The sequence below is a fragment of the Acidiphilium sp. MT5 genome, from assembly GCF_054767495.1.
Genome location: NZ_BAABMR010000002.1, coordinates 113,676 through 138,424 on the forward strand (window position 1 = coordinate 113,676; position 24,749 = coordinate 138,424).

A 24,749-nucleotide genomic window follows, 5' to 3' on the forward strand; every position below is an offset into this window, starting at 1 on the left:
GAGACCATGGGTTTGGTCCACGAAATTGATTTCGGCACCAAAGCAGTTACCGCCGAAAATCTGGTGTCGCTCACCATTGATGGTGAAATCGTGCGCGTGCCCGAAGGCACCTCAGTTATGCGTGCCGCCATGATCATGGGCACGCAAATCCCCAAGCTCTGCGCAACCGATATGCTCGATAGCTTCGGATCATGCCGCCTGTGCCTCGTTGAAATCGAAGGGCGCGCAGGCACGCCCGCCTCCTGCACCACGCCGGTCGCCGAAGGCATGGTGGTGCATACCCAAAATGAGCGGCTCGGCAAGTTACGGCGCGGGGTCATGGAACTTTACATTTCCGATCACCCGCTCGATTGCCTGACCTGCTCGGCCAATGGTGATTGCGAACTGCAAGACATGGCCGGCGCCGTTGGCCTGCGCGATGTGCGTTATGGCTATGACGGCGAAAATCATCTGGCTCAGGCCAAGGATGTTTCCAACCCGTATTTCCAGTTTGACGCGTCAAAATGCATCGTGTGCTCGCGCTGCGTGCGCGCCTGCGAAGAGGTGCAAGGCACGTTCGCCCTCACCATCGCGGGCCGTGGTTTTGACGCCAAAGTATCGCCCGGCATGGAGGAAAAATTCTTCGATTCCGAATGCGTGTCGTGCGGCGCCTGCGTGCAGGCCTGCCCAACGGCCACCTTGATGGAGACCTCGGTCGTTGAAATCGGCCAGCCCGAGCATTCAAAAGTCACCACCTGCGCCTATTGCGGCGTCGGCTGCTCGTTCAAAGCCGAAATGCGCGGCGAACAGGTGGTGCGCATGGTGCCGTTCAAAGACGGTAAAGCCAATCACGGCCATTCCTGCGTCAAAGGCCGCTTCGCCTGGGGCTACGCCACCCATCAAGACCGGATCACCAAACCGATGATCCGTGCCACGATTACCGACCCGTGGCGCGAAGTTTCCTGGGATGAAGCGATTGCCCATACCGCCGCCGAATTCAAACGGATCCAGGCCCAATATGGCCGCAACGCCGTGGGCGGCATCACCTCCTCGCGCTGCACCAACGAAGAAACCTACCTGGTGCAAAAGCTGATCCGCGCTGGTTTTGGCAATAACAATGTCGATACCTGCGCACGGGTTTGCCACTCCCCCACCGGCTATGGTTTGAGCGCCGCCTTTGGCACATCGGCAGGTACGCAAGATTTCGATAGTGTCGAACAGGCCGACGTGATGCTGTTGATCGGCGCCAACCCGACCGATGGTCACCCGGTATTTGCCTCGCGCATGAAAAAACGCCTCCGCGAAGGGGCAAAATTGATTGTGATCGACCCGCGCCGGATCGATTTGGTGCGCACCCCGCACGTTCACGCGGCTTTGCATTTGCCCACCCGCCCTGGCACCAATGTGGCGATCCTCACCGTTCTGGCCCATGTCATCGTCACCGAAAATCTGGTTGATACTGAGTTTGTGCGCGCCCGCTGCGATGGCGATTCGTTCGGCCAATGGCAGGATTATGTCGGTCAGGCGCAAAATAGCCCTGAGGCGTTAGCAGCCGTGACCGGCGTCGCCCCTCATCTGGTGCGCGAGGCAGCACGGCTTTACGCAACGGGCGGCAATGGTGCAATCTATTATGGGCTTGGCATCACTGAGCATAGCCAAGGCACCACCGCCGTCCTCGCCTTGGCCAATCTGGCCATGGCGACCGGCAATTTGGGCCGCGTGGGCGTGGGCGTTAATCCGCTGCGAGGTCAAAACAACGTGCAAGGCAGTTGCGATATGGGCAGCTTCCCGCACGAGCTTCCCGGATATCGCCATATCAGCCTAGCGCATGTTCGCGAAAGTTTTGAGCAGGCCTGGGGCGTCACGTTGGAACCAGAACCGGGCTTGCGAATCCCGAATATGCTCGACGCCGCGATCGACGGCACGTTCAAAGGTCTGTATATCCAAGGCGAAGATATCGCCCAATCTGATCCGGACATCAAGCATATCACCGCCGGTCTCTCGGCCATGGAGTGCGTGGTCGTGCAGGATTTGTTCCTGAACGAAACAGCACAATTTGCCCATGTGTTCTTGCCTGGCTCCACCTTCCTCGAAAAGAACGGCACCTTCACCAACGCTGAGCGTCGCATCCAGCGTGTGCGCAAAGTGATGTCGCCAAAAAATGGGTATGAGGATTGGCAAATCACCCAATTACTCGCCAACGCGCTGGGTTATCCCATGTCCTATCAACATCCAAGCGAAATCATGGATGAAATCGCCGCCCTAACGCCAAGCTTTACCGGTGTGTCCTATGATTTGTTGGAGCGCGAAGGCTCGGTTCAGTGGCCCTGCAACGAAGCCGCCCCGCTGGGCACGCCGGTGATGCATATGGAGCATTTCGTGCGTGGCGAAGGCCGGTTTTTTGTGACCGAATATGTGCCCACCGATGAAAAAGTCGGGCCGCGTTTCCCGCTTCTGCTCACCACCGGGCGTATTCTCAGCCAGTATAATGTTGGCGCGCAAACAAGGCGCACCGAAAACACGGCCTGGCATCAGGAGGATTTGCTCGAAATCCATCCGTTCGATGCCGAACAGCGCGGCGTGATCGATGGTGCTTGGGTGAAAATCGCCAGCCGCGCTGGCGAGACCTCATTACGCGCCAAAATCACCGAGCGTGTGGCTCCGGGCGTGGTCTACACCACATTTCATCACCCGATGACGATGGCCAATATTGTGACCACCGATTACTCTGACTGGGCAACCAATTGCCCCGAATATAAAGTAACGGCGGTGCAAGTCTCGCTGTCCAACGGCCCAACCGATGCACAAATCGCTTACGCCACTCTGGGCCGCAATACCCGCCAGATCGAGATTGCCGCGGAATGACAGCGGCGCCGCATCAGGCTGTGCAGGTGCGCGCCGAGGCCTATCGCCACGGTCGTCATTCAATCATGGATCGCACGGTCCCTGACGAGGTCGCAATTGCGCTGAGCTATGACCGCGTTGGCTACGCGGTGATGATGGCGACACCATCCGACTTGGTTGATTTCGCCATCGGTTTCAGCCTGTCGGAAGGCATCATTGATCGCGCCAGCGATGTTCAGGATTGCGAATTAGTAACGGTTGAACAGGGCATTGAATGCCGCTTGCGCGTGGCGCATGACGTCGCGGCACGCCTAGCACAGCGGCGGCGCCATATGGCCGGCGCACTGGGATGCGGCTTATGCGGGTTGGAAAGTCTGGCCGAGGCAACGCGTGACATCCCGCCCGTGACCTCGGCCATGCGGTTTTCGGCCCGTGGCGTGATGGCGGCGATGCGCCAGATGGCACGGTTGCAAAGGCTGAATGCACAAACTCACGGCGTCCACGCCGCCGCTTTCTATCAGCCCGACCGTGATGAACTGTTGGTGCGCGAAGATGTCGGTCGGCACAACGCGCTTGATAAAATCATTGGCGCTTTGGCGCGCGATGGCCGCTCGGGCGCGGCGGGCGCCGTGTTATTGACCAGCCGCGTCTCAATCGAGCTGATCCAAAAATGCGGCCTGTTCGGCGCCCCGCTGATCGTTGCCGTGTCGGTGCCCACCGCCCACGCTATCCGCACCGCCAATGACGCGGGCATCACACTCGCCGCAGTCGCACGCGATGATGGGTTTGAAATTTTCACCCACCCGCAGCGCATCGAGATGGAGGAAATCGCGCATGTCGCATGAGCAACAAGACCAAAAGCTGGTCTATATGGCCAATCAAATCGCGACATTTTTCGCCTCACGGCCCGAACAAGAAGCGGTCACCGAGATTGCCGATCATTTGCGCAAATTTTGGGAGCCACGGATGCGCGCCAAAATCATCGATTTTACTGCCCATGGCGGTGTCGGCTTAATGCCGCGCGCTGAGGCCGCGGTAAAAATGTTGAGCCAATCAACAAAGCAATAGTCTGAGGCTTTTAAAAGGGGGGACTCATTAAGCAGAGCGAAAAAATGCTGGATTGGTCCAGCGAAACCGGTATGAACCGGAGATCAACGTCAGTACACAACATCAACAAAGGAGAACTTCATGGACTGGTTAAAGCCTTCGGCACTCGCCGCCGCAATGATCGAAACCGGCACGCGTAAAGCGAATTTACCCGCCAAAACCATTCTGATCACCGGCATCTTGTCGGGCATGTTTCTTGGTTTCACCACAACCTTATTTGTCTCGGCCTTTGTCGCTTCGGGCAATTTGGTGATCGGCGCGCTGTTCTTCCCGGTCGGCTTCATCCTGATCGTGTTGCTCGGCCTTGAGCTGTTCACCGGCAACGTCGCCTTGATCCCCTATGCAACCATGGCTGGCAAAGTGCCGGTCAATAAAATGGTTTCATCCTTGGTCACCGTCTATATCGGCAATCTGATCGGCAGCTTGATCTACGCCGCCATCTTTGCCGCCATTGACACCAAGTTCTTTACCGACGCGCCGGACGCCATCGGCACGAAAATCATTGCAATCACCGGGTTGAAAACCTTGGCCTATATCAAAGCAGGCGGCGCCGGCTGGGCCACCGCCTTTGCCAAAGGCATCCTGTGCAACTGGATGGTGAGCCTCGGTGCCGTCATGGGCCTAGTGTCACGCTCCACCATTGGCAAAATTTTTGCCATGTATATGCCGATCATGGCCTTCGTCGCTCAAGGGTTCGAGCACTGTATTGTCAACATGTTCGTCATTCCCTGCGGCATCATGCTCGGCGCGAAAGTGACCGTCGCCCAATGGTGGATGTGGAACGAGATCCCGGTCACGCTGGGTAATATTTTCGGCGCCGTGGTGATTACCGCCGCTGGATTGTATCTCTCGTTTGGCCGCACCGCCCAAGCCGAACCGGCTGGCGCCACCGTCGCTGCGGAATAATGAAACGCCCGGCGGGTTGCGCTGCAGCCCGCCGGTTTTTGCGCCTTCAGAGTATCTTCCCCTCGAACGGCGGCAGCCCGTCTGCCGCATCAAACTCAATCACCCATAAATCCGGGTCTTGTCGGCGCCGCCTCTCGACATACGCATCAGCACTTTGCTGATCGAGCGGCTCGGGGCTGGTGCGCAGCCAAGCCGGGTTACCCTGCCCGTCACGCGTCTGGCTGAGAATCGCAATGCCAACACGGCTGTGCAGCAGCACCAACACCCCGCCGGCATCCGCATCGCCCTTATGCAACACCATCCCCGGCTTGTTGTCCGCCGTGCCAAGCCGCAGCGCCATCTGCACCCAAAGCCCGGCCTTGATGCGCGGTTCCATATTATCCACTCCTATCGTCGATTTCTTAACTGATTTTTGACAATTCCGCGCTATAGCGAGACTGTGATGTCGGCCAATATCATTGGGAATCAAGGGCGGCTGCATTGGGGGTTGAGAATGAGCGTTTGGCGCAAAATCATCGTGCTGCTAGCGGCAATGCTGAGCCTGTCAGCACCCGTTGCGGCGCTGGCCGGAGCAAAACTGCAAAAAGTAACCTTCGGGCTGGATTGGCGGGCCGAGGCCGAATATGGCGGCTATTATCAGGCCGTCGCCACCGGCATTTATCGAAAATACGGGCTTGACGTCACGATCCGCCAAGGCGGGCCAGAGGTCAATAACGCCCAACTCCTGCTCGCCGGACGCCTCGATTTCGACATTACCTCCAACGGCTTCCTCGCATTCAATTTCGTCCACGAACATATCCCGTTCGTCGCCGTCGCCGCGATCTTCCAAAAAGACCCGGATATTCTGCTCGCCCATCGCAGCACCGGTGAGACCAGTTTTGCCAGCCTGCGAGGCCGCCCCATCGCCATTTCAGCCGATACCAGAGCGAGCTGGTGGCTGTTTCTGAAACATAAATACCATTATTCGGACAGCCAAATCCGCCCGTATGATTTCAATTTGGCCCCGTTTTTCGTCAATAAAAAACTCGCAGTCCAAGGCTACGCCACCTCTGAGCCGTTTCTGGTCAAGCAGAAAACCGGGCATTTTCCCGTGGTGCTCAGCCTGTCAAAGGCTGGTTTTGATGGCTATGCCCAACTGATCACCACCTCGGATCAACTGGTGCAGAAGCATCCCGATCTCGTTCGCCGCTTCATCGAAGCCTCGCAAGAAGGCTGGAAATCCTACTTGAACGGCAACCCCGCGCCGGCCTTCGCCGCCATTCGCCAAGCCAACCCCGATATGTCGATGGCGCTGCTAAAATTCGGCTATGATACCTTAAAAACCCAAGGCATCGTCCAATCAGGCGATGCGCTCACCCAAGGTATCGGCGCCATGTCGCCCGCGCGTTGGCAGTCTTTCTACGACCAAATGCAAAAATCGGGGCTCTATCCGAAAGGATTTGATTGGCGTGCCGCCTTCACCACTCAATTTGTCACGCCCGGCAAACCTTGATCCGGCAAAATTAATGTTGTCGGCTCAAGGTGTCTCGCGGCGCTTCACGGATGGCACGGTGGCGCTTGACGGCGTTGACCTCACCATCGCTGATGGTGCCTTCGTGGTGCTGCTCGGCCCCTCGGGCTGCGGCAAATCGACCTTGCTGCGCCTGCTCGCGGGGCTTGATCAGCCCGATACTGGCCGCATCCTCTGGGATGAAGGCGCCAAGCCCGGTCCCGGAGAAATTGGCTTCGTGTTTCAGGACGCGACCTTGTTGCCCTGGGCCGATGCCACGGAAAATGTATTTCTGCCGCTCCGCCTAGCAGGTCGTGCCCTGTCTGATTGTCGCGCGGACATCACGTCTTTGCTGGCCAAGCTCGGCCTCGCTGGCTTTGAGCGGGCCAAACCTGCCGAGCTCTCCGGCGGTATGCGCATGCGCGTCTCAATCGCGCGTGCCATGATCGCACGACCACGCTTACTGCTGATGGACGAGCCATTTGCCGCCCTCGATGAATTCACCCGCCACCGCCTGCAAGATGATTTGCGTGCCCTCTGGCGCGAAACCGGCATGACCGTGGTTTTTGTGACCCACTCAATCTACGAGGCCGCCTTCCTCGCATCGCACCTGGTGATCATGACGCCGCGCCCCGGCCAAATCGCCAGAATTCGTCCGGGCCTTGATCAAACCGCCGGGCCCCGCCGCACCGACCCAGCCATGGCCGCGCTGATCGGCGCGATCACCACCGATGTCTCGCGCATGATGCCACCATCATGAAAACCGAGCGTTGGGCGCCCATTTTATTCGGCGTGTTTGGCCTGCTGATCTGGCAAGGTGCCGTCATCGCCTTGCACGTACCCGTCTATGTGCTGCCCGGTCCCATCGCGATCATCCAAGCTTTTTTCGCGGATTGGCAATCCTTGCTGATCTCCCTGGTTGCAACCTTAGCGATTGCCGCCGCCTCACTTCTCGCCGCCGCCATGCTCGGCATGATGCTCGCCCTCGCGATGGCGGCAAGCCGATGGGCGCGGGCCGCAATCCAGCCTTGGGCCGTGGTGTTGCAAGTCACCCCGGTCGTCGCGCTAGCGCCGCTGATCATCATTTGGGTGCATCAACAATTTCTCGCGTTGGTCGTCTGCGCCACCATTGTCGGGTTCTTTCCGGTTTTATCCAACACAGCCGCCGGCCTCGCCGCAACGCCCCCCGCCTTGCTTGATTTATTTCGCCTGAACGGCGCCTCGCGCTGGCAAATCGTGTTTTTGCTCCGGCTACCATCCGCCCTGCCTTTTTTCCTCGCAGGCCTGCGCATCGCCGGCACGCTCGCGCTGGTCGGCGCCGTGGTCGCCGAATTCGTTGCAAGTTCAGGCGGCTTCGCCTCGGGCCTCGCTGGGCGCATTCTCGAAGCGGGCTACCGGCTCGAAATTCCGCGCATGTTCGCGGCCCTCACGCTGCTCGCCCTCGCCGGCATCGCGATTTACGCCGCCCTTGGCGCGTTCGAGCGCGGCATTCTCAAGCGCGTCGGCGCCGTCTCGTCACAGGATCACGCGCCCTGATGGGCTTGATGCGGCGCGCCACCTCTGGCAGATGCGGCTGATGAATCGCAAAATGACCGATGCCCAGTTGGATTATGAACGCAAACGCGCAGCCAAAGCCAATATGTCCTTGGATGAATGGCTGAAATCCAAAGCCGCGCAAGAAGCCAAAGCCGCACAAAAAAGCGCCCCGCCGCCAAAACCCAAGAAAAAAGGCTTGCTCTCGCGCCTGATTGATCGCGCCAACAAGCCGCTCTGAATCAGTTTACGCACAACCCCGTCAATCACAGCATCGCGCGGCCTCACTCCGAGCCGCGATTGCTCGCATCGATATCTGGCGCGTTGGGATTTTTCATCCCGACAATATGAAACCCGCAATCAACATGATGGATCTCGCCGGTCACGCCGCGCGATAAATCCGAGAGCAAATAAAGCCCGGACGCACCAACCTCTTCCAGCCCCACATTCCGCTCCAGCGGCGCATTATACTGGTTCCATTTCAGAATATAGCTAAAATCACCAATGCCCGAAGCCGCCAACGTCTTGATCGGGCCGGCGCTGATGCCATTCACCCTGATCGCGTTCGCGCCAAAATCCGCAGCAAGATAGCGCACCGAGGATTCCAGCGCCGCCTTCGCGACCCCCATGACATTGTAATGCGGCGTCACCCGCTCAGCCCCTAAATAGGTGAGCGTGACCATCGATCCGCCTTCGCTCATCAGCGCACTGGCGCGCTGCGCCGCCGCCGTGAAGGAAAAGCAGGAAATATCCATCGCCTGCAAAAACGCCTGCCGTGGCGTGTCGGCATAGCGGCCGCGCAAATATTGCTTATCCGCGAACCCAATCGCATGCACCAGAAAATCAATCTTTGGCCAGCGCGCCGCCACGCTGTCGAACGCCGCATCCAGGGCCGCATCCTCGCTCACATCGCACGGGATCAGCAAATCAGCGCCAATCGATTCCGCCAGCGGACGAATCCGCTTTTCCAACGTCTCGCCCTGATAGGTAAAGGCGAGCTCACCGCCCTGCGCCGCCACCGCCTGCGCAATCGCCCAGGCGATCGAGCGGTTATTCGCGACCCCCATGATCACACCGCGCTTGCCTTGCATCAACGTGCCGGTGAGGGGCAATGTTGGACCCGGTTCGTGCATATCGCTCTCCAATCTGGCCTCGATAAAATGAGTGCCTGAGGGTGGTGGCACAAGCCAGCATCCCATATCAAGTGCCAGCAAGTTTGGAGAACCCTGCCATGATCGATTTAGCGAGCGACCCGTTCACCCTGTTCGGCACCTGGATCGAGGCCGCCAACGCCTCGGAATTGAACGATCCAAATGCCATGACCGTAGCCACCACCACCCTAGATGGCCGGCCCTCGGCGCGCATCGTGCTGTTGAAATCATGGGATCGTGATGGGTTTGTGTTTTATACCAATTTCGAGAGCCGCAAATCGGTTGAAATCGCCACCAATCCGCACGTCGCTCTGTTGTTTCACTGGAAAACCCGCAAGCGCCAAGTGCGAATCGAAGGCGTCGCCGCGCCGGTAACCGCCGCCGAGGCCGATGAATATTTCGAAACCCGCCCACGCCTCTCACGCATCGGCGCCTGGGCGTCCGATCAATCACGCCCCTTGCCTGACCGCCGCTTGCTGGAACAGCGTCTGGAAACCGAGATCGCCCGCTATGCGAATCACGATGTCCCGCGCCCGCCGCATTGGTCAGGCTGGCGGGTCCGCCCCGAGGCCATCGAGTTCTGGGAAGATCGGGATTTTCGGTTGCATGACCGCGTGACCTTCACCCGCAGCGCTGCAAGCTGGGACGCGACCCGACTTTACCCCTGATTTTAACGATTTATCCAAAAATGCACGTTTTGGTGGCTGGCGAGGGCGCGAAAATTAACTTTATCTTGAGGAATGGCTCTCATACTGATCCTCATGATCGCAACCGCATCCCTCGCCGCCTTCTCCTCCCCGGTCCGCACCGGCGCCGATGACGCGCCACCCCTCAGCATGCGGCCATCCGCCAAGCCCCAACCGTCCACGCCGCCAACAGCGCCACCATCACCCGAACCCGCGGTTGTGCGCCTCGCGAACCAGCCGCCGCGCCCAGTCGCGCCCGTGACGAGTCCAGCTAGGCCGTTTCAAGCGCATCTGCCGCGCGGCTCGGTGTTAAATCTGCATGTTTAGTCGAAAGCCCCAAAGGGCCAACGCACCAGCCTTGATTTTCGCCCACGACTAGCCCAAGGTGTGGAAATTCAGTCTCCTTCGCGGGAGAGTGCGGCCTGATCGGGAGCGATCCCGCAGCGCCGCCGCCGAAGGCGCAACCGGCCCCCGGAAACGCTCAGGCAAAAGGACCGCGCAGGCTGTGAATCTCTGGAAAGCCGGCGTCCGCGCCGCACCCACGGGGTAAGGTCTGAACATCGTTCGGCCCAATCTCTCAGGTTCCGCGACAGAGGGGGGTCAGATGGAACGGTTCTGCACCCGTTCGCTGACCGCGTGGAGAGATCTATGTCCGATTCTGACCTATTGACCACGCCCCTCGATGCGCTGCACCGACAAGCAGGGGCGCGCATGGTTGATTTCGCTGGCTATGCCATGCCCCTGCAATATCAGGGTATTCTCGCCGAGCATTTGCATTGCCGCGCCCAAGCGTCCTTGTTCGATGTCTCGCATATGGGCCAAGCCATGCTCACCGGCCCCAATCAAGCGACCGCGCTGGAGCCGGTGGTCACCGGCGACATTGTTGGCCTGAAACCCGGACGCCAGCGCTACAGTCTATTAACCAACGGCTCGGGCGGCATTGTCGATGATTTGATGATCGCCAATCTCGGCACCGGCCTGCTGCTGGTCTTTAATGCCGGGCGCAAACATATCGATACCGCGCATATTCGCGCCGTCCTGCCGCCCGGCGTGACGTTGGAGACCCAGTTTGATCGCGCTTTGGTCGCCCTCCAAGGGCCATCAGCCGCAGATTGTCTCGCCGCCATCATGCCAGCCACCCGCTCCATGCGGTTTATGGATGCGATCACGCTCGATTGGCACGGCGCCCGCACCACCATCACCCGCTCTGGCTATACCGGCGAAGACGGATTTGAAATCGGCGTGCCCGCCCACGCCGCCGAGGCGCTGGTAACGCAGCTCCGCGCCGATCCCCGTGTGCAATGGGCCGGCCTCGGGGCGCGCGATTCGTTGCGCCTGGAAGCCGGCTTGCCGCTCTATGGTCAGGACATCGATGAAACCACCTCGCCGATCGAGGCCGGGTTGGGCTTCGCCATTGGCAAGCGGCGGCGAGAAAATTGGGATTTTCTGGGGGGCGCTGCGATGCGCGCGATGCATGATCATGGCCCCGCCCGCCGCCTCGTTGGCTTGCGCGCCGAGGGGCGTGCGCCAGTGCGCGCCGGCGCCGCCTTGCAGAATAGCCATGGCGCACCGCTCGGGCACGTCACCTCAGGTGGCTTTGCGCCAAGCCTGCAAGAACCCATCGCCCTCGCCTATGTCCGCACCGATCATGCCGAGGACGGCACCGAAATTTTCGCCGATCTGCGTGGCCGGTTGGTCCGGCTGCATGTAACCCCCCTGCCCTTCGTTCCTCACCGCTATCATCGTTGAAAGGCTTTTGAGCATGACCGAAACACGTTTTACCCAAGATCATGAATGGGTTCGCCTCGATGGCGCGGAAGCGATTATTGGCATCACCGATCACGCCCAATCGGCGCTGGGCGACGTGGTGTTCGTCGAACTGCCCGAACCCGGCCGCAAAGTCGCCGCCGCCGAAGCCTGCGCAGTGGTCGAGAGCGTCAAAGCCGCATCCGATATCTACGCGCCGTTAGCGGGCGTTGTCAGTGAAACCAATCCCGCCCTCACCGATGATCCGGCCTTGGTCAATAACGACCCCGAAGGCAAAGCCTGGTTTTTCAAGCTACGCCTCGATGACCCCGCCGCCTTCGCCACGCTGATGGATGCGGCTGCCTACGCTGATTTGGTGAAGTCCCTATGAGCACCGGTGCCCAAACCCACGAAACGCTGGCCGGTTTTGACGCGCTGCTGGCCGAAGATCGTTTCGCCTTGCGCCATATCGGCCCCAATGCAGCCGAACAGCAGGCTATGCTGCGCGAATTGGGCGATTCCTCGTTAGAATCGCTAATTGCCCGCACCGTCCCAGCAGCGATTCGCAATCTGCAATCACTGGATTTGCCCGCACCGCTGACCGAAGGCGAGATTTTGGATGATATGCGCCAATTCACCGCGCCGAACCAAGTCAAGCGCAGCCTGATCGGGCTTGGTTATCATGGCACGGTGACACCGCTGGTCATTTTGCGAAATGTTCTGGAAAATCCAGGATGGTATACCGCCTATACCCCCTACCAGGCCGAAATTGCGCAAGGACGACTGGAAGCCTTGTTGAATTTCCAGACCATGATGGCCGAACTCACCGGCATGGCAATCGCCAATGCCTCGCTGCTCGATGAAGCGACCGCCGCCGCCGAAGGGGTTGCGTTAGCGCATGCCGTGCATCGCGCCGGATCAAGCGTCATTGCCGTCGCCGCCGATTTGCATCCGCAAACCCGCGCGGTGATTGCAACCCGCGCCGCACCACTGGGCTGGACGTTAGTGGATATCAAGCCCGGCAACGCAGCGGATATTGCCCGCGCCAAACCATTCGCCCTGGTGCTGCAATATCCCGGTAGTACGGGCGCCGTGCGCGATTTGACCGAGGAAATTGCCGCCGCACACCAAATTGGCGCGTTAGCAATCGTCGCGGCTGACCCGCTATCGCTGGCACTGCTCACCCCGCCCGGTGAAATGGGGGCGGATATCGTGGTCGGCTCAAGTCAGCGTTTCGGCGTGCCGATGGGCTTTGGCGGGCCGCATGCTGCGTTTTTTGCCACCCGTGAATCACTCAAACGGCACATGCCCGGACGGTTGGTTGGCGTTTCTGTCGATGCCGCCGGCGCACCGGCGATGCGGCTCGCCTTGCAGACCCGCGAACAGCATATCAGGCGGGAAAAAGCGACCTCGAATATTTGCACGGCCCAGGTCTTGCTTGCCGTGGTCGCTGGATTTTACGGCGTTTGGCATGGGCCAGAAGGGCTCACGCGAATTGCCCAGCGTGTGCATCTGGCCACGCGGCTGATCGCAGGAGCAGCGCAGGCGGCAGGATTTTCGCTCCGTCACGCCGTGTTTTTTGACACAATCACCATTGAGACCGGACCTGCGACCGACCGCATCGTCGCGGTAGCGTTAGAGGCTGGGTTCAATTTCCGGCGCGTCGGTGATGATGCGGTGGGGATAACGCTCGACGAGACAGTGACCCACACGGAAATCGAACAGCTCGCGGCCGTGCTGGGCGGCACCCTGCGGGCCGTGCCGGTATCCTTGGACGGGCTGGTGCGCCATAGCCATTTCATGACGGCGCCGGTTTTTCAGGTTCATCGCTCCGAGCATGCGTTGCTGCGCTATATCAAACATCTGGAAGACAAAGATATCGCTCTGAACCGGAGCATGATCCCCTTAGGCTCCTGCACGATGAAATTGAACGCGACAGCAGAAATGATCCCGATGACCTGGAGGGGCTTTGCCGATATCCATCCGTTCGCGCCCGCCGCGCAAACGCGTGGCTACCTCGCCTTGATTGAGCGTTTGAGCCGCGATCTTGCGCGGATCACCGGGTTTGCTGGCGTCTCACTGCAACCCAATTCCGGGGCCCAAGGCGAGTATGCTGGGTTGTTGACCATTCGCGCCTACCAGCAAGCGCGTGGCGAAGGGGCGCGGGATATTTGCCTGATCCCGAGTTCGGCGCATGGGACCAATCCAGCCTCGGCCACGATGGCAGGGTATAAGGTGGTGGTGATTGGCTGCGACAAGGCCGGAAATATCGATCTTGCCGATTTGGCCGCCAAAATTGCCGAGCACCGTTCGCGGATTGCAGCCCTGATGATCACCTACCCATCGACCCATGGGGTGTTCGAGGCCAGCGTGCAGGATATTTGCGCGATGGTGCATGAGGCTGGCGGGCAGGTTTATATGGATGGGGCCAATATGAATGCGCAGGTTGGGTTGACCAGCCCGGCAGCGATTGGCGCGGATGTTTGCCATTTGAATTTGCATAAGACGTTTTGCATCCCCCATGGCGGCGGAGGGCCGGGCGTTGGGCCGATTGCGGTGGCCGCGCATTTGGTGCCCTATTTGCCGAACCATCCGATGCGTGATGATGCCGGGCCGGCGAGCGGGTTTGGGCCGGTGAGTGCGGCGCCGTTCGGCAGTGCGGCGATTTTGCCGATCCCGTATGCCTATATTCGGATGATGGGTGCTGACGGATTGGCGGAAGCGACGATGGTGGCGATTTTGAACGCGAATTACATCGCGCATCGGTTAGCGCCGCATTATCCGATCCTCTATACCGGCACCCAAGGGACGGTGGCGCATGAATGCATCATCGATTGCCGAGGGTTTCAGGCTGAGGCTGGGGTGATGGTCGAGGACATTGCCAAGCGCTTGCAGGATTACGGGTTTCATGCGCCGACCATGTCATGGCCGGTGCCGGGGACGTTGATGATCGAGCCGACGGAAAGTGAGAGCAAGGCGGAGATTGATCGGTTTTGCGATGCGATGATTGCGATCCGCCGGGAGATTGCCGCTATTGCGGCGGGCGCGTTACCGCATGATGATAACATGCTGAAGAATGCGCCGCACACGGCCGCTGAGGTGATGGCGAATGAATGGCACCATGCCTATAGCCGCGAGCAAGCGGCGTTTCCGTTGCCGTTTGTCGCGGCGGCGAAATATTGGCCGCCGGTCAAAAGGGTGGACAATGTTTATGGTGATCGGAACTTGGTGTGTAGCTGTGCGGGGGTGTCTTCATACGCGGCGGCGGCCTGACGGCGGATCGGGCGTTCGGCTTGGGCGATGTAGTCGCGCGTGAGGGGAACCGCGTCTTGCCGGCGGGCGAGTTGGATTTGGAAGACCATGTGGTCTTGCACGCTGAATGCCAATTCGGAGCCGGCAAGATACATCTCGAACATCCGGCAGAAACGCTCATCATAGATCGAGGCGATGGTATCGCGGTTGGCGGCGAAGCGGCGGCGCCAATGCGCGATGGTTTTGGCGTAGTGCAGGCGCAGGATTTCGATGTCCATGCTGCGCAAGCCTGAACGTTCGAGCGGGCCGAACACTTCGGACAAGGCCGGCGAGTAACCGCCGGGGAAAATATATTTAGTCAGCCACGGGCTGGTAGCGGCGGGACCATCGAACCGGCCGATGGCGTGCAGGAGTGCTACACCATCGGGTTTCAGGCAGCGATGGATGGTGTTGAAGAAGGTTTGGTAATTCGGGAGGCCGACATGCTCGAACATGCCGACCGAGACGATCCGGTCGAATTGTTCCGTGACCAGACGGTAATCGAGCAGCTCGAAGCGGACCCGGTCGCTTAGCCCTTCGGCTTGGGCGCGGTTGCGGGCTTCGGTGAGTTGTTCGCTGGAGAGGGTGATGCCAAGCACTTTGGCACCATAATCGCGGGCGAGCGCGATGGCGGTGGCCCCCCAACCGCAGCCGATATCGAGCACGGTGCGACCGGGTTGGTCGAGCAGGAGCTTTGCCGCGATGTGACGGATTTTGGCTTGTTGGGCGGCTTCGATGGTTTCGTCACCCTTGGGAAAATAGGCGCAGGAATAAAGACGCTCGCGATCGAGGAACAGGGCGTAGAGCCGACCATTCAAATCATAATGATGGGCGACGTTGCGGCGGGCGCGGCTTGCGTTGTTGAGCTGTAAGAGCGGGCGGAGGCGATGCAGGAGGGAGGCATGTAGGCGGAGGAGCCAAATTTCGTTTTGGTGATATTCGACGTTTTCGAGCATCACGCGGAGGAAATCATAGATGCTGCCGGATTGGATGGTCAGGCCGCCATTCATGTAGGCTTCGCCGATGCCCATCCAAGGATTGCGGGCGATGGCGCGGACGGTCTGCCCATCGGTGATGTGGATGGCGGCGCTCGGAGGACCGCCTGAGCCGTAGCGGGTGATTTGGTTATCGGGCCAGCGGACGGTGAGTTCGCCGTCTTGGACCAGGCGACGCAACAGCCAATTGACGATTGGGCGCATGATTATTTCTCTCCGAAAAGATCATCCCGGAACAGAAATAGGTAAGCGGCAATGTCGGATAAAGGGGGTTTTGGGAAAAAACGACCGGGCCGTCAGGCAGGAGGCTGCAAGACGGCCCGGTTTTGGGGCTAATTAGGCGTCGTCGTCTTCGGCGGTGAATTCGCCGAGGATCAGCTTTTCGCCATCATCTTCGTCTTCTTCACGGGTGATCGCTTCGCCACGCGCTTGCTTTTCCGCTTCTTCGGCGGTGCGGGCGACGTTGATGGTGACGGAGATGATCACTTCTGGGTGAAGCGCCACGCGGGTTTTGGACAGGCCCAGGGTTTTGATCGGTTGATCGAGTTTGACTTGATCGCGATCGATGGTCAGGCCGGCTTCACCGCAGGCGATGGCGATGTCACGCGCGGTGACCGAGCCGTAGAGGGAGCCAGCTTCGCTCGCCTGACGGATCAGCATGACGCTGAGGCCGTGGACGCGCTCGGCCACGCGCTCAGCTTCGGCGCGGCGTTTCAGGTTTTGGGCTTCGAGCTGGACCCGTTCACGCTCGAAGCGCTCGCGGTTCTGCTTGGTGGCGCGGACCGCTTTGGCCTGCGGGAGCAGGAAATTGCGGGCGTAGCCAGGGCGGACTTTAACGACTTCGCCCATTTGGCCGAGATGCTCGACGCGCTGGAGCAAGATCAATTCAACTTGTGCCATGATCTATTCTCCTCAATCGACCACATAGGGGAGCAGGCCGAGAAACCGCGCGCGCTTGATGGCTTGGGCGAGTGCGCGTTGCTTTTTTGCCGAGACGGCGGTGATCCGGCTGGGCACGATTTTGCCGCGCTCGGAGAGAAAGCGCGACAGCAGCCGCACGTCCTTGTAATCAATGGCCGGGGCGTTCGGGCCGGAGAACGGGCAGGATTTTTTGCGCCGATAGAACGGGCGGCGCGCGCCAACGGCGGCGCGGCGGCCGGCGGGGCTGGTATCAGTAGCTTCCGACATTTTTATTCCTCCTCGATCAGATCATCATCGCGATCGGCGCGGAACTCGTCACGCGCGCGGAATTCTTCGCGATCATCCGGGCCACGGCGGCGGCCACTGTCAAAGCGCCCGGCGGGCTTGGGGCCACGGAAGCTGCGTTCACGGTCATCGCGGCGCGATAAGGGCGCGGACGGGGCTTCTTCGATTTCATCGACCTTGACGGTGAGAAAACGCAGAACGTCTTCGTTCAGGCGAAGCTGGCGTTCCATTTCATTGATCGCGGCGGGCGGGGCATCGAGACCGAGGAGCACATAATGGCCCTTGCGGTTCTTTTTGATGCGATAGGCCAGGTTGCGCAGGCCCCAATATTCGCGCTTTTTGACCTCGGCGCCATCGCTTTCTAGCTGGGCGACGACGGCATCGAAAATCGTATCGACCTGTTGTTGCGTGATTTCACTGCGCGCAATCAGCACGCTTTCATATAACGGCATTCTGCTCCCCCTCTGGCTTGTTCAACCCCAGCACGCCGACCGGAATTGGTGGCGGGCCATTTTCCACAATGGAAACGGGTATAGCCGGGCGCGATGCCACGCGCTCGGCAGGGAATTTGCTCCTGACAGGAATGGGGGTGGGACGCAAGGGGGCGCTGGCAGGGCTGGGCTGAATTTTTGCCGCGCCCGGGTGGTATTGGGGGCGGTATTGGGCGGGTTTAGGCCGAGTTTTTAAAGGGTGGGGGATCATGATAGAGATGGCCGGGTAAGCGCGGGCGGAATTTGGGGCCGGGGGGCGGGTATTTTGCGAGCATGTATTCGTAAAAGGTTGGTGCGGGTTTTGGCACGCGTTTTTGCGCCGGTTTGGGGTGGGGCGGCCGCGGTTTGCGGGGTTTTTTGGGTAATTTCAGGTAATCGGGGAGCGGGATTGCCAGCATCGGGCACATGGGGCGCAGGATGCGGCCCAGGCTCGGGTTTTCGGCGAGGAGCGGCACCATCGCGGGTTCGGCGAGGAGTTGGAGGAGCTGGCCGCGGGCGAAGCGGGTATAATGGCAGGGCAGCAGGGTGAGCAGCCAGCCTTTGCGCTCCCTTAGTTCGGGTTTGGGGCGTTCGGGTTTTTGCGCCGGGGTGGGCGTGGGTTTGACGGTGCGGCGGTGTGGGCGGGGTTTGGGGGGATTGGTGTGGAGGGCGCGAAAGCGGCGGGCGAAATAGCGCAGCCGGTGCCAGATGGCCCATTTCAGGCCGAGGCTGAGGCGGTTCACGTGCTCTGGGTGGCCGATGATTTGGCGGAGCAGCCGCATGATCGCGTCGAGGCGGTCCACTACAGGCAGCGCGGTGTTGTTAGCGAATTGCTCCATTTGGTTATCATGGCACAAGGGCGGGGGGCTGCGAAAGGGGCAAATTAGGGAAGGTTGGGGTGGTGAGACATTGTTAGCTTTGCCCGCGATCGATGATTTGCTGTTGATGGTTGATGGAGCCGAAGAAAATGGCGATGATCCTGACTTCGGATAAAAGATCATCGACCTCAAAATAATAGATAAAATTCTGGTTGGTGACGGTGCGGAGTCCCGCGCGAATTTCGGTGTGAATGGTGCCGCGATGCGGGTAGGTGACGAATGTGCGCATATAGGCCAGGGCTTCGTTAATCCGGGACGCGGCGCGCGCGACCGCACTGGCAAATTCCTCGCCGAATTCCTGGTAGGTTTTAACCAGATGGTCTTCGATGAGATCAAGGTCGCGGGTGACATCCGCCGCGCGGCGGACGCTGTATTGTTGCACTGTTAAGACGCTGGCGTGTGGCGCTTGCGCATGATCATTGCGCGGGTTTCGGCCTCGCCCATTTCGAGATCAACGAATGGGCCCCGACGCCGCTGGTCGATCAACGACCGGAGGGCCTGGAGTTCCGCATCCTGGATTTCGCGATCACGCCGCAGCATTTCTAGCCCGCGCTGGAGAACGGCGCTCAGGCTGGAAAATTGCCCGCTCTCAACCAGGGAACGCGCATAGGCTTGCTGGTCATCGGTCAGCGATATCGATGTTTTTGCGGTCATGTTTCCCTCGTGCGCGATAATACTACTGAGTGGCACCGAGGGTCAAGAAGCGGTTCACGGTCAATTTGGCGCGGAGACTCAAGCGGGGCGGCGCAAACGGGGCTATCGTCTGGGTGGCGCGCGGGATATAGCGGCGGCGGAGCAAAATGAGGGGATGATGGGGCCGGTTTCGTTATTATTATTTGTGCCGACTTATACGGCGATTGCGCTCTCACCGGGGCTGTGCATGATGTTAGCGCTGAGCTTGGGCATGAGTTTGGGCGTTCGGCGGGTGGTGTGGCTGATGGTGGGCGAGCTGGCGGGGGTGATGCTGGTGGGGCTGGCCTCGATGGCCGCGATTTTTGCGGCGACGACGGCGTTTCCGTTGGTGCTGGTGTTGTTGCGGTATGTGGGCGGGGGTTATTTGCTGTATGTCGCGGCCTCGATGATCCGGGCGGGATTCGCGCCGCCGGTGGCGGGTTCGGCTGGGGGGATTGTGGTCTCGCGCCGGGGGTTGGTGGGGAGAGGATTTTCCACGGCGGTGACGAATCCGAAAGGGTGGGTGTTTTTGATTTCGTTTTTGCCGCCGTTTTTGAATTTGGCCCGCCCGATGTTTCCGCAGGCGGGGGTTTTGCTCGCGATGATGCTGGTGATTGAGGCGCTTTCGCTCGTTGCCTATGCGAGTGCGGGGGCGATGATGGGCCGGCTGACCGGGTGGGGCGATGGTGCGCGGTGGGGGCGGATTGTGCCGGGGGTGTTGATTGGGGTGTTGGGGATTTTGCTCCTGGCGGGGGTGATTTGAGGGGGTGGGTTGGCGCGGATGGTGGGCGATTGGGGGGTGGTTGATCGGAAATAAGCAGCGCTGATCGCCTTGTCGAAGATGTCATCGGCGTGGTAGCGATTTGCTGTGAATTAATTTCATTCGAGTGGTTAAATTGGAAAAAACGGTCGGTTTGAGCCTCTCGCATTTCCCGCCGATGCCAGCCTTGTTGCTGGACTCAATGAATGGCGAAGGCGAATTTCTGGTTATGCCGGCCCGGAATGCGGTCGCAGCGCGCCGCTTTCAAATTAGGGATCAGGGGTTCGATCAAAGTCATATTGGTACGGTCAAGTTTGAGCAATTGCTCAGGGCCTTGAAATACGGCCAGCCAACATTCGGCTGGAACGGTATCGATATTGGCAAAATTCGCCATTTTTACAGTATGCTCGCTCCTGCGATCGCCAGTGAACCCACGCCTGCTTTGATCGACCGGCTCTATAGCGATGTCGTGGGTGGTCTGTTGGCTGTGTTCTACTTTGAGCGTCACCCGACGCTGACGATGAGCCGTTATGGTCGCGCGAGGCTGACAGGCGAAGCGGACGGGCCGGTCATCACCTGGACTGCCGAACATAAGATCGTGGCGATGCTGAAGGCGGTGCCGGAACATTTAGTGGGTGCTGCGCGGGAGCAATTCGAGGCGTTTCTGACACCTGAAAACCTCGCCATTATGGCGGCGACGATGGCGGTGCTTGGCGGCATCCAGGCGATCCCGGGGGCGGATGCCGTTGTGGATACGTTGATGGTGGGTTTAGCCTGGTATCAGTTTGGCTGGGCCGGGGTTGTGGCCTGCAAAGAGCTTATCGAAGCGTTCATTATGGCGATCCGGGCTAAGTCCCGGACCGATATTAAGACGGCGGCCAAGCTGGCGGCAACGGCGGTTCTGGCGCTTGGCGTTACGGTGTTGCTGTATAAAATCATTGCTCGCACGCGTCAGGGTGAGGGCAATACGGGGGGCGCGACAAAGTCAGAGGGTGAACCGCAGCCAATTTCCCGAAGCAACGGTGAAACCGGTCTTTCCGGACGACGCGGCAACCAGTTGGAAAACCCGAAGTATCAGCCATCAAGAAATACGCCTGCGACGATAAATGGTCGTGAGTTCTCAGGACACGCGCTGGACCAGATGCAAAATCGAGGTATCCCGCCTTCGGCTGTTGAAAATGCCATAAAACCTGGTAATCTTTTTAATGTAAATGAAGCCAAAGGGACCTATGGTTATTTCGATCAAACTAATAATCTTCGTGTGATAACGAATATTAAATCGGGCCGCGTTGTAACCGTTATACCAGGATCGCCATGACAAACGACAACGAAGCAATTTCACTATTCGGAGAAGCCGTAAGCGATATCCTATGGAATGACTGGGACCCCATTGGCGTCAGTTCGTTTTCAAATGCTCGTGATGAATATGATGCCTATGTTATGCCGATCTGCCGCCTGCTGGCTGCAAGGCCGACTGAAGCAGCGATCCATGAGGAACTCGTCCATTTGGCCCGAGACATCATCGGCCTGGATGTCGTAGACCCCGCCAGCACAAGCAAGGCAGCCCACAAACTTTATCTGCTTACGGTATAAGCTCGATTTTTTGCAATTAAGGTTGCTCGGCACAGAGCCTTTGCGAATCGTTTTAGTGAGCAGATACCATCAATTTGAAGGTGGACAATTGATGTCAGTTGATTCTGATCGCGACGCGAGAGTTCTTTCGTTACTCCGGTATGCCCGGGCGCGTCGTGGGGTTTCTGAGAATGCCTACTTTATTGGACAGGAAGGGCAGGAGAAGACGCAATATGACAAGCTGTGTCTATTGAAAATGAAGGCTGGAAGCTGGGTTGTTTTGTTCATTGAGCGAGGCAATGTCAGTCAAAGGGTTGAACATCCGTCAATTCGAGATGGTATTCAAGATTTATTCTGGAAGTTGTATAGAAAAGATACGCCGTGGGATTTTCGCGAAGATTGGGAAGCTGAGACTGGCCAATCGCTTTGATCGCTGTTTTTGCATGCGGGTTTTATGGCGGACTATGGGGCGGATTGTGCCAGGGGTGTTGATTAAGGTGTTGGAGGTTTTGCTCCTGGCGGGGGTGATTTGAGTGGGGATGAATTGACGCGTTTTGGCCGGAAGCGGACCGGAAGGTCTTGAGTAGGTCGGAGCAAAAAGCTGAAGTTCGCGTGTGAAATCATCATCTGATAGCTTCCGACCAAATTTGGTCATTAAAAATATTTGGCCACATTTCCAAGAGCGGGCCTTGGATGGCAAGTTTGTTGATGGCATGGTGCCTTACGTACAACGAAGTCTGTGAGACCAGAAGCAATGATAGGAATATTCTTATGCCAATAGGCTCTGGGCCAATTGGAAACTCACCAATTGGGGGCACCCCACCCCTCGGGACCACCGCCGATGCGGCGCTTATTTTGACCCCTCGCTTTCCAAATGGGATTCGCCTCACCGACATTCGAAGCTACTCGGATGCTGTGCAGAAGGAAACCATGGTGGCTTGGTTTCTAGCGACACATGCACCTGCGACCGGCGCCTACTTCGGATTTAGCGGCCCCGCATCGTCAGGCGCCCCACAGGAAAGTAGCACGGAGGTTAAGGTTACTTCTAAGGAAGACCCTCTTATCGTGGGATTTAACCAAGGCTCCTTTTTCAATGGCGGCCGGGCTTCAGAGCTGCTGGTAAGTCTTTTCGGCACGACCGTCGCAGCAAATTTGATTGATGAAGTTGCCGCTCTATTCGAAGGCTTATGGGAAAGGAGAGCAGGAGCTTCGCAAGTTTCATCGACGTTCGCTGACGCGCAGTCTGCTTTGGTCGCTACGTTAGACTTACTCAGAGCAGATATCGAGAAATTCTCGCCCCAATACGGTGGCATTGGCCATAATCAGCCGCCCGATGACGAACTGCCCATAACGAGGGACGAGCAAGCGAGCACGCTCCGGGCCATCGAAGGGATGCGGCTGGCGGTTTTGTCTGGCTCCGACTATTCGGTACTCGACGACGCTTGGCATGGCATATTGCAAATCACCACAAAGCTTGGTTCATGGGCACTGAATCAAACAAATGTCTTCATAAGCGGTATGGTAGAGGAAGGAGGCAAGGCGATCGGGAAGAAACTTCCTTACCTTATCTGCGCTGGGCTAGAAGCATGGCACTACGGGAACAGCATTCCAAATCTTGTTGAAAGGCTTATTGACGCGCTCAAATAAATCATATTGTGTTCGGGAGTATTAGCGCGTAGGGCGGCAATTTCTTTTACGCTGCGCCGACTCGCCACGGCGACAGTAAAGAAATACGTTCCCCCTTCGACGCGATTTTGCCGGTAATCTGGGCATTCATCCACCAATTCATGTACCGTCGCCAGTATGACACCGGAATAGTGGGGTGCGGAAGAGTATCCCGCCCTACTGCCCGCTTCCAAGCAATCGCAAAATGAGTGTTAACGTCCGCCACGAGCGCATAGCCGTCGGTCGAATGCTGGAATTGTGTGCGGAACGTGAACGTTTGCCCCCTTCGTGCATAGTCATCGACCCACCTCATTCATCCCGTCCAGTCGCGGCGAAGAAGGCCGTAGATTTTGGAGTCGGTTATTTCGTCGTTGACGATGCAATCTTCGCGGAGGGTGCCTTCGTGGATGAAGCCGAGTTTTTCGAGCACGCGGTTTGAGGCGATGTTGTCGGGGTGGGTTTCGGATTGGACCCGGTGCAGGTTGAGGGCGCGAAAAGCCCAGTGGAGGAGGGCGCGGCAGGCTTCGGTGGCGATGCCTTGGCCCCAGGCGGTGGTGGTGAGGCTGTAGCCGAGTTTGGCGTTGCGGTTGGTTTGGTTCCAGTTGAAGATGTTGCAGGTGCCGAGGAATGCGCCGTCGGTTTGGCGTTCGATGGCGAGTCTGGCGCCCCTGCCCTCTTGCGCCATTTCTTGGCTAACGGTGATGAAACGCTCGGCTTGGGCTTGTTCGGTCCAGGGTGGGCGTTCGGCGTAGCGCATGACGATGGGGTCGCTTTGGAGCGCAAAAATGGCCGCAATGTCGGCTGGGGTGAAGGGGCGCAGGCGCAGGCGGGGGGTTTGGAGCGTGGGGGTTGGGAGGGGCGGCATGATTTGAGGTTAGGCGGGATTGGTGGGGTGCTCAAGGGGGCGCGGAACGCCATTGGCTGAGGATGACGCTGGCGATGATGAGGGCAGCGCCGAGGATTTGGAGGGCGCGGAAGGTTTCGCCGAAGGTGGCGCCGATGAGGGCGGCCCAGACGGGTTCCATGGTGTAGATGATGGTGGCGCGGTTGGCGGAGACGAAGCTTTGCGCCCAGTTTTGGGCGACCATGATGAAAGCGGTGGCCATGCCCATGACCAGGATGCTGAGGGCGAGGCCGGTTGGGGTGATGGTGGGGAGTTGGGATGGCGGGTGGGGGAGACGGAGCAATAAGCCGGTGGTGAAGGCGAGGAGCGAGACGGTGATGAGTTCGACGAGGGCCATGCGGCGCGGGTCGGTGCCTTTGGCGAGGCGGCTGATGAGGACGATTTCGATGGCGGCGGCGAGTGCGCCGCCGAGGGTGAGGATTTCGCCGATATTGATCGTGAGATGGTGGAGATTTTGGCCGGAGACCAGGATTAGGCCGAGGAAGGCGGTGGCGATGCCGAGGGCGGCGACGGGCTGGGGGCGGCGGCGGAAGGCGAGGAATTCGATCAGGGGGACCATCGGCACGTAGAGGGCGGTGAGGAAGGAGGATTGGGCGCTGGCGACGGTGCGCAGGCCGATGGCTTGGAGGCCGTAGCCGAAGAACAGGGTGAGGCCGATGATGAGGCCGGCGGCGATGTCGCGTTTGCGGAGCGAAAATAGGTTGGGGCGAAGGAGGGTTGCGAGCAGGAAGGCGGCGACGCCGAAGCGGGCGGCGATGAAGAAGAGCGGGTTGATCAGAGTGAGGGCGTTGCGGGTGATGATGAAGGTGCCGCCCCAGAGCAGGGTCATGAACATCAGCACATAGTCGGGTTTGGGAAGGGTTTTGGGCAGGCGCATTTGGGGGGGTGGGAAAGA

At 59.1% G+C, this 24,749-nt stretch carries 29 protein-coding genes and 1 riboswitch; of the genes, 18 read left to right on the forward strand and 11 right to left on the reverse strand.

Annotation, left to right across the window (positions count from 1 at the left end; all coding sequences use genetic code 11):
- Window positions 1-6 precede the first annotated feature (6 nt).
- From fdhF to ACYUCQ_RS02630, 4 genes are all read left to right on the forward strand, one after another.
- Window positions 7-2,844 carry a formate dehydrogenase subunit alpha gene (gene fdhF / locus ACYUCQ_RS02615; protein WP_460252943.1) on the forward strand — a complete coding sequence of 946 codons (2,838 nt, stop codon included), beginning with the start codon at window positions 7-9 and terminating at the stop codon, window positions 2,842-2,844.
- Complete coding sequence (gene fdhD / locus ACYUCQ_RS02620) at window positions 2,841-3,668, forward strand: formate dehydrogenase accessory sulfurtransferase FdhD (RefSeq protein ID WP_460252944.1); 828 nt, start codon at window positions 2,841-2,843, stop codon at window positions 3,666-3,668. Before fdhF ends, fdhD begins: the two co-directional genes overlap by 4 nt.
- Window positions 3,658-3,891, forward strand: coding sequence for a formate dehydrogenase subunit delta (locus ACYUCQ_RS02625; protein ID WP_460252945.1), 234 nt, complete (start codon window positions 3,658-3,660; stop codon window positions 3,889-3,891). The genes fdhD and ACYUCQ_RS02625 overlap by 11 nt, the downstream gene beginning before the upstream one ends.
- A 120-nt stretch (window positions 3,892-4,011) precedes the next feature.
- Window positions 4,012-4,836 carry a formate/nitrite transporter family protein gene (locus ACYUCQ_RS02630; RefSeq protein ID WP_460252946.1) on the forward strand — a complete coding sequence of 275 codons (825 nt, stop codon included), beginning with the start codon at window positions 4,012-4,014 and terminating at the stop codon, window positions 4,834-4,836.
- 46 nt (window positions 4,837-4,882) lie between these two features.
- Here the strand turns inward: ACYUCQ_RS02630 and ACYUCQ_RS02635 are convergent, their stop codons facing one another.
- Window positions 4,883-5,212 (reverse strand): DUF1491 family protein, encoded by a 330-nt coding sequence (locus tag ACYUCQ_RS02635; protein WP_460252947.1) that lies wholly within the window; start codon window positions 5,210-5,212, stop codon window positions 4,883-4,885.
- A gap of 66 nt (window positions 5,213-5,278) precedes the next feature.
- On the opposite strand from ACYUCQ_RS02635, the gene ACYUCQ_RS02640 reads away from it, so the two are divergent.
- Genes ACYUCQ_RS02640 through ACYUCQ_RS02655 form a run of 4 tightly spaced genes read left to right on the forward strand, consistent with a single transcriptional unit; the run spans window position 5,279 to window position 8,099 of the window.
- Window positions 5,279-6,328, forward strand: coding sequence for an ABC transporter substrate-binding protein (locus ACYUCQ_RS02640; protein WP_460252948.1), 1,050 nt, complete (start codon window positions 5,279-5,281; stop codon window positions 6,326-6,328).
- Window positions 6,285-7,085 carry an ABC transporter ATP-binding protein gene (locus tag ACYUCQ_RS02645; protein ID WP_460252949.1) on the forward strand — a complete coding sequence of 267 codons (801 nt, stop codon included), beginning with the start codon at window positions 6,285-6,287 and terminating at the stop codon, window positions 7,083-7,085. Before ACYUCQ_RS02640 ends, ACYUCQ_RS02645 begins: the two co-directional genes overlap by 44 nt.
- A complete protein-coding gene (locus ACYUCQ_RS02650) occupies window positions 7,082-7,861 on the forward strand; it encodes an ABC transporter permease (protein WP_460252950.1) in 780 nt (259 codons plus the stop codon). Before ACYUCQ_RS02645 ends, ACYUCQ_RS02650 begins: the two co-directional genes overlap by 4 nt.
- A gap of 52 nt (window positions 7,862-7,913) precedes the next feature.
- Window positions 7,914-8,099, forward strand: coding sequence for a hypothetical protein (locus tag ACYUCQ_RS02655; protein ID WP_460252951.1), 186 nt, complete (start codon window positions 7,914-7,916; stop codon window positions 8,097-8,099).
- 43 nt (window positions 8,100-8,142) lie between these two features.
- Here ACYUCQ_RS02655 and fabI read toward each other — a convergent pair whose 3' ends face one another.
- Window positions 8,143-8,991 carry an enoyl-ACP reductase FabI gene (gene fabI, locus ACYUCQ_RS02660; protein ID WP_460252952.1) on the reverse strand — a complete coding sequence of 283 codons (849 nt, stop codon included), beginning with the start codon at window positions 8,989-8,991 and terminating at the stop codon, window positions 8,143-8,145.
- A 98-nt stretch (window positions 8,992-9,089) separates the two neighbouring features.
- Between fabI and pdxH the strand changes: the two genes are divergently transcribed.
- The 5 genes from pdxH to gcvP all read left to right on the forward strand — a co-directional run bounded on the left by pdxH (window position 9,090) and on the right by gcvP (window position 14,714).
- Entirely contained in the window at window positions 9,090-9,677 is a 588-nt protein-coding gene (pdxH, locus tag ACYUCQ_RS02665) for a pyridoxamine 5'-phosphate oxidase (RefSeq protein ID WP_460252953.1), read from the forward strand.
- Window positions 9,678-9,770: 93 nt separating this feature from the next.
- Window positions 9,771-10,022: a hypothetical protein gene (locus tag ACYUCQ_RS02670; protein ID WP_460252954.1), complete on the forward strand. Its 252-nt coding sequence runs from the start codon at window positions 9,771-9,773 to the stop codon at window positions 10,020-10,022.
- A gap of 71 nt (window positions 10,023-10,093) precedes the next feature.
- A riboswitch (glycine riboswitch) is annotated at window positions 10,094-10,202 on the forward strand.
- A 141-nt stretch (window positions 10,203-10,343) separates the two neighbouring features.
- The gene (gene gcvT, locus ACYUCQ_RS02675; RefSeq protein WP_460252955.1) at window positions 10,344-11,444 is read left to right on the forward strand and encodes a glycine cleavage system aminomethyltransferase GcvT; all 1,101 of its coding nucleotides are present in this window, start codon (window positions 10,344-10,346) and stop codon (window positions 11,442-11,444) included.
- A gap of 13 nt (window positions 11,445-11,457) precedes the next feature.
- Window positions 11,458-11,832: a glycine cleavage system protein GcvH gene (gcvH, locus tag ACYUCQ_RS02680; protein ID WP_460252956.1), complete on the forward strand. Its 375-nt coding sequence runs from the start codon at window positions 11,458-11,460 to the stop codon at window positions 11,830-11,832.
- Window positions 11,829-14,714, forward strand: a complete 2,886-nt coding sequence (gene gcvP, locus ACYUCQ_RS02685) for an aminomethyl-transferring glycine dehydrogenase (protein WP_460252957.1) — start codon at window positions 11,829-11,831, stop codon at window positions 14,712-14,714. The genes gcvH and gcvP overlap by 4 nt, the downstream gene beginning before the upstream one ends.
- Here the strand turns inward: gcvP and ACYUCQ_RS02690 are convergent.
- From ACYUCQ_RS02690 to ACYUCQ_RS02720, 7 genes are all read right to left on the reverse strand, one after another.
- A complete protein-coding gene (locus ACYUCQ_RS02690; protein ID WP_460252958.1) occupies window positions 14,651-15,931 on the reverse strand; it encodes a class I SAM-dependent methyltransferase in 1,281 nt (426 codons plus the stop codon). The genes gcvP and ACYUCQ_RS02690 overlap by 64 nt on opposite strands.
- 132 nt (window positions 15,932-16,063) lie before the next feature.
- Window positions 16,064-16,627, reverse strand: coding sequence for a 50S ribosomal protein L9 (rplI, locus tag ACYUCQ_RS02695; RefSeq protein ID WP_460252959.1), 564 nt, complete (start codon window positions 16,625-16,627; stop codon window positions 16,064-16,066).
- 12 nt (window positions 16,628-16,639) lie between these two features.
- Complete coding sequence (gene rpsR, locus ACYUCQ_RS02700) at window positions 16,640-16,915, reverse strand: 30S ribosomal protein S18 (RefSeq protein ID WP_460252960.1); 276 nt, start codon at window positions 16,913-16,915, stop codon at window positions 16,640-16,642.
- Between the two features lie 2 nt (window positions 16,916-16,917).
- Window positions 16,918-17,385: a 30S ribosomal protein S6 gene (gene rpsF / locus ACYUCQ_RS02705; protein WP_460252961.1), complete on the reverse strand. Its 468-nt coding sequence runs from the start codon at window positions 17,383-17,385 to the stop codon at window positions 16,918-16,920.
- 218 nt (window positions 17,386-17,603) lie between these two features.
- Window positions 17,604-18,242: a hypothetical protein gene (locus ACYUCQ_RS02710; RefSeq protein ID WP_460252962.1), complete on the reverse strand. Its 639-nt coding sequence runs from the start codon at window positions 18,240-18,242 to the stop codon at window positions 17,604-17,606.
- Window positions 18,243-18,315: 73 nt separating this feature from the next.
- Window positions 18,316-18,663 (reverse strand): hypothetical protein, encoded by a 348-nt coding sequence (locus ACYUCQ_RS02715; RefSeq protein WP_460252963.1) that lies wholly within the window; start codon window positions 18,661-18,663, stop codon window positions 18,316-18,318.
- 2 nt (window positions 18,664-18,665) lie between these two features.
- Window positions 18,666-18,935 carry a ribbon-helix-helix domain-containing protein gene (locus ACYUCQ_RS02720; RefSeq protein ID WP_460252964.1) on the reverse strand — a complete coding sequence of 90 codons (270 nt, stop codon included), beginning with the start codon at window positions 18,933-18,935 and terminating at the stop codon, window positions 18,666-18,668.
- On the opposite strand from ACYUCQ_RS02720, the gene ACYUCQ_RS02725 reads away from it, so the two are divergent.
- The 5 genes from ACYUCQ_RS02725 to ACYUCQ_RS02745 all read left to right on the forward strand — a co-directional run bounded on the left by ACYUCQ_RS02725 (window position 18,934) and on the right by ACYUCQ_RS02745 (window position 22,932).
- The gene (locus ACYUCQ_RS02725) at window positions 18,934-19,716 is read left to right on the forward strand and encodes a LysE family translocator (protein WP_460252965.1); all 783 of its coding nucleotides are present in this window, start codon (window positions 18,934-18,936) and stop codon (window positions 19,714-19,716) included. The genes ACYUCQ_RS02720 and ACYUCQ_RS02725 overlap by 2 nt on opposite strands.
- Window positions 19,717-19,840: 124 nt before the next feature.
- Window positions 19,841-21,031 (forward strand): DUF4258 domain-containing protein, encoded by a 1,191-nt coding sequence (locus ACYUCQ_RS02730; RefSeq protein WP_460252966.1) that lies wholly within the window; start codon window positions 19,841-19,843, stop codon window positions 21,029-21,031.
- Complete coding sequence (locus ACYUCQ_RS02735; protein WP_460252967.1) at window positions 21,028-21,306, forward strand: hypothetical protein; 279 nt, start codon at window positions 21,028-21,030, stop codon at window positions 21,304-21,306. Before ACYUCQ_RS02730 ends, ACYUCQ_RS02735 begins: the two co-directional genes overlap by 4 nt.
- A gap of 91 nt (window positions 21,307-21,397) precedes the next feature.
- The gene (locus ACYUCQ_RS02740) at window positions 21,398-21,715 is read left to right on the forward strand and encodes a hypothetical protein (protein WP_460252968.1); all 318 of its coding nucleotides are present in this window, start codon (window positions 21,398-21,400) and stop codon (window positions 21,713-21,715) included.
- A gap of 425 nt (window positions 21,716-22,140) precedes the next feature.
- Entirely contained in the window at window positions 22,141-22,932 is a 792-nt protein-coding gene (locus tag ACYUCQ_RS02745) for a hypothetical protein (RefSeq protein WP_460252969.1), read from the forward strand.
- A 331-nt stretch (window positions 22,933-23,263) separates the two neighbouring features.
- On the opposite strand, the gene ACYUCQ_RS02750 is transcribed toward ACYUCQ_RS02745, so the two are convergent.
- Together ACYUCQ_RS02750 and ACYUCQ_RS02755 are read right to left on the reverse strand one after the other, a co-directional pair.
- A complete protein-coding gene (locus ACYUCQ_RS02750; RefSeq protein WP_460252970.1) occupies window positions 23,264-23,815 on the reverse strand; it encodes a GNAT family N-acetyltransferase in 552 nt (183 codons plus the stop codon).
- Window positions 23,816-23,846: 31 nt separating this feature from the next.
- Complete coding sequence (locus ACYUCQ_RS02755; protein WP_460252971.1) at window positions 23,847-24,731, reverse strand: DMT family transporter; 885 nt, start codon at window positions 24,729-24,731, stop codon at window positions 23,847-23,849.
- Window positions 24,732-24,749 lie beyond the last annotated feature (18 nt).

Coding starts and splice junctions, on each gene's coding strand:
- rpsF (WP_460252961.1), bottom strand. CDS start 17,385: ATGCCGTTATATGAAAGCGTGCTGATTGCGCGCAGTGAAATCACGCAA.
- ACYUCQ_RS02670 (WP_460252954.1), top strand. CDS start 9,771: ATGATCGCAACCGCATCCCTCGCCGCCTTCTCCTCCCCGGTCCGCACC.
- ACYUCQ_RS02725 (WP_460252965.1), top strand. CDS start 18,934: ATGTTTCCCTCGTGCGCGATAATACTACTGAGTGGCACCGAGGGTCAA.
- ACYUCQ_RS02690 (WP_460252958.1), bottom strand. CDS start 15,931: ATGCGCCCAATCGTCAATTGGCTGTTGCGTCGCCTGGTCCAAGACGGC.
- ACYUCQ_RS02630 (WP_460252946.1), top strand. CDS start 4,012: ATGGACTGGTTAAAGCCTTCGGCACTCGCCGCCGCAATGATCGAAACC.
- ACYUCQ_RS02710 (WP_460252962.1), bottom strand. CDS start 18,242: ATGGAGCAATTCGCTAACAACACCGCGCTGCCTGTAGTGGACCGCCTC.
- ACYUCQ_RS02640 (WP_460252948.1), top strand. CDS start 5,279: ATGTCGGCCAATATCATTGGGAATCAAGGGCGGCTGCATTGGGGGTTG.
- ACYUCQ_RS02755 (WP_460252971.1), bottom strand. CDS start 24,731: ATGCGCCTGCCCAAAACCCTTCCCAAACCCGACTATGTGCTGATGTTC.
- fdhF (WP_460252943.1), top strand. CDS start 7: ATGGGTTTGGTCCACGAAATTGATTTCGGCACCAAAGCAGTTACCGCC.
- pdxH (WP_460252953.1), top strand. CDS start 9,090: ATGATCGATTTAGCGAGCGACCCGTTCACCCTGTTCGGCACCTGGATC.
- ACYUCQ_RS02740 (WP_460252968.1), top strand. CDS start 21,398: ATGTCAGTTGATTCTGATCGCGACGCGAGAGTTCTTTCGTTACTCCGG.
- ACYUCQ_RS02735 (WP_460252967.1), top strand. CDS start 21,028: ATGACAAACGACAACGAAGCAATTTCACTATTCGGAGAAGCCGTAAGC.
- gcvT (WP_460252955.1), top strand. CDS start 10,344: ATGTCCGATTCTGACCTATTGACCACGCCCCTCGATGCGCTGCACCGA.
- gcvP (WP_460252957.1), top strand. CDS start 11,829: ATGAGCACCGGTGCCCAAACCCACGAAACGCTGGCCGGTTTTGACGCG.
- ACYUCQ_RS02650 (WP_460252950.1), top strand. CDS start 7,082: ATGAAAACCGAGCGTTGGGCGCCCATTTTATTCGGCGTGTTTGGCCTG.
- ACYUCQ_RS02625 (WP_460252945.1), top strand. CDS start 3,658: ATGTCGCATGAGCAACAAGACCAAAAGCTGGTCTATATGGCCAATCAA.
- ACYUCQ_RS02635 (WP_460252947.1), bottom strand. CDS start 5,212: ATGGAACCGCGCATCAAGGCCGGGCTTTGGGTGCAGATGGCGCTGCGG.
- ACYUCQ_RS02750 (WP_460252970.1), bottom strand. CDS start 23,815: ATGCCGCCCCTCCCAACCCCCACGCTCCAAACCCCCCGCCTGCGCCTG.
- gcvH (WP_460252956.1), top strand. CDS start 11,458: ATGACCGAAACACGTTTTACCCAAGATCATGAATGGGTTCGCCTCGAT.
- rpsR (WP_460252960.1), bottom strand. CDS start 16,915: ATGTCGGAAGCTACTGATACCAGCCCCGCCGGCCGCCGCGCCGCCGTT.
- fdhD (WP_460252944.1), top strand. CDS start 2,841: ATGACAGCGGCGCCGCATCAGGCTGTGCAGGTGCGCGCCGAGGCCTAT.
- ACYUCQ_RS02720 (WP_460252964.1), bottom strand. CDS start 18,935: ATGACCGCAAAAACATCGATATCGCTGACCGATGACCAGCAAGCCTAT.
- ACYUCQ_RS02655 (WP_460252951.1), top strand. CDS start 7,914: ATGACCGATGCCCAGTTGGATTATGAACGCAAACGCGCAGCCAAAGCC.
- fabI (WP_460252952.1), bottom strand. CDS start 8,991: ATGCACGAACCGGGTCCAACATTGCCCCTCACCGGCACGTTGATGCAA.
- rplI (WP_460252959.1), bottom strand. CDS start 16,627: ATGGCACAAGTTGAATTGATCTTGCTCCAGCGCGTCGAGCATCTCGGC.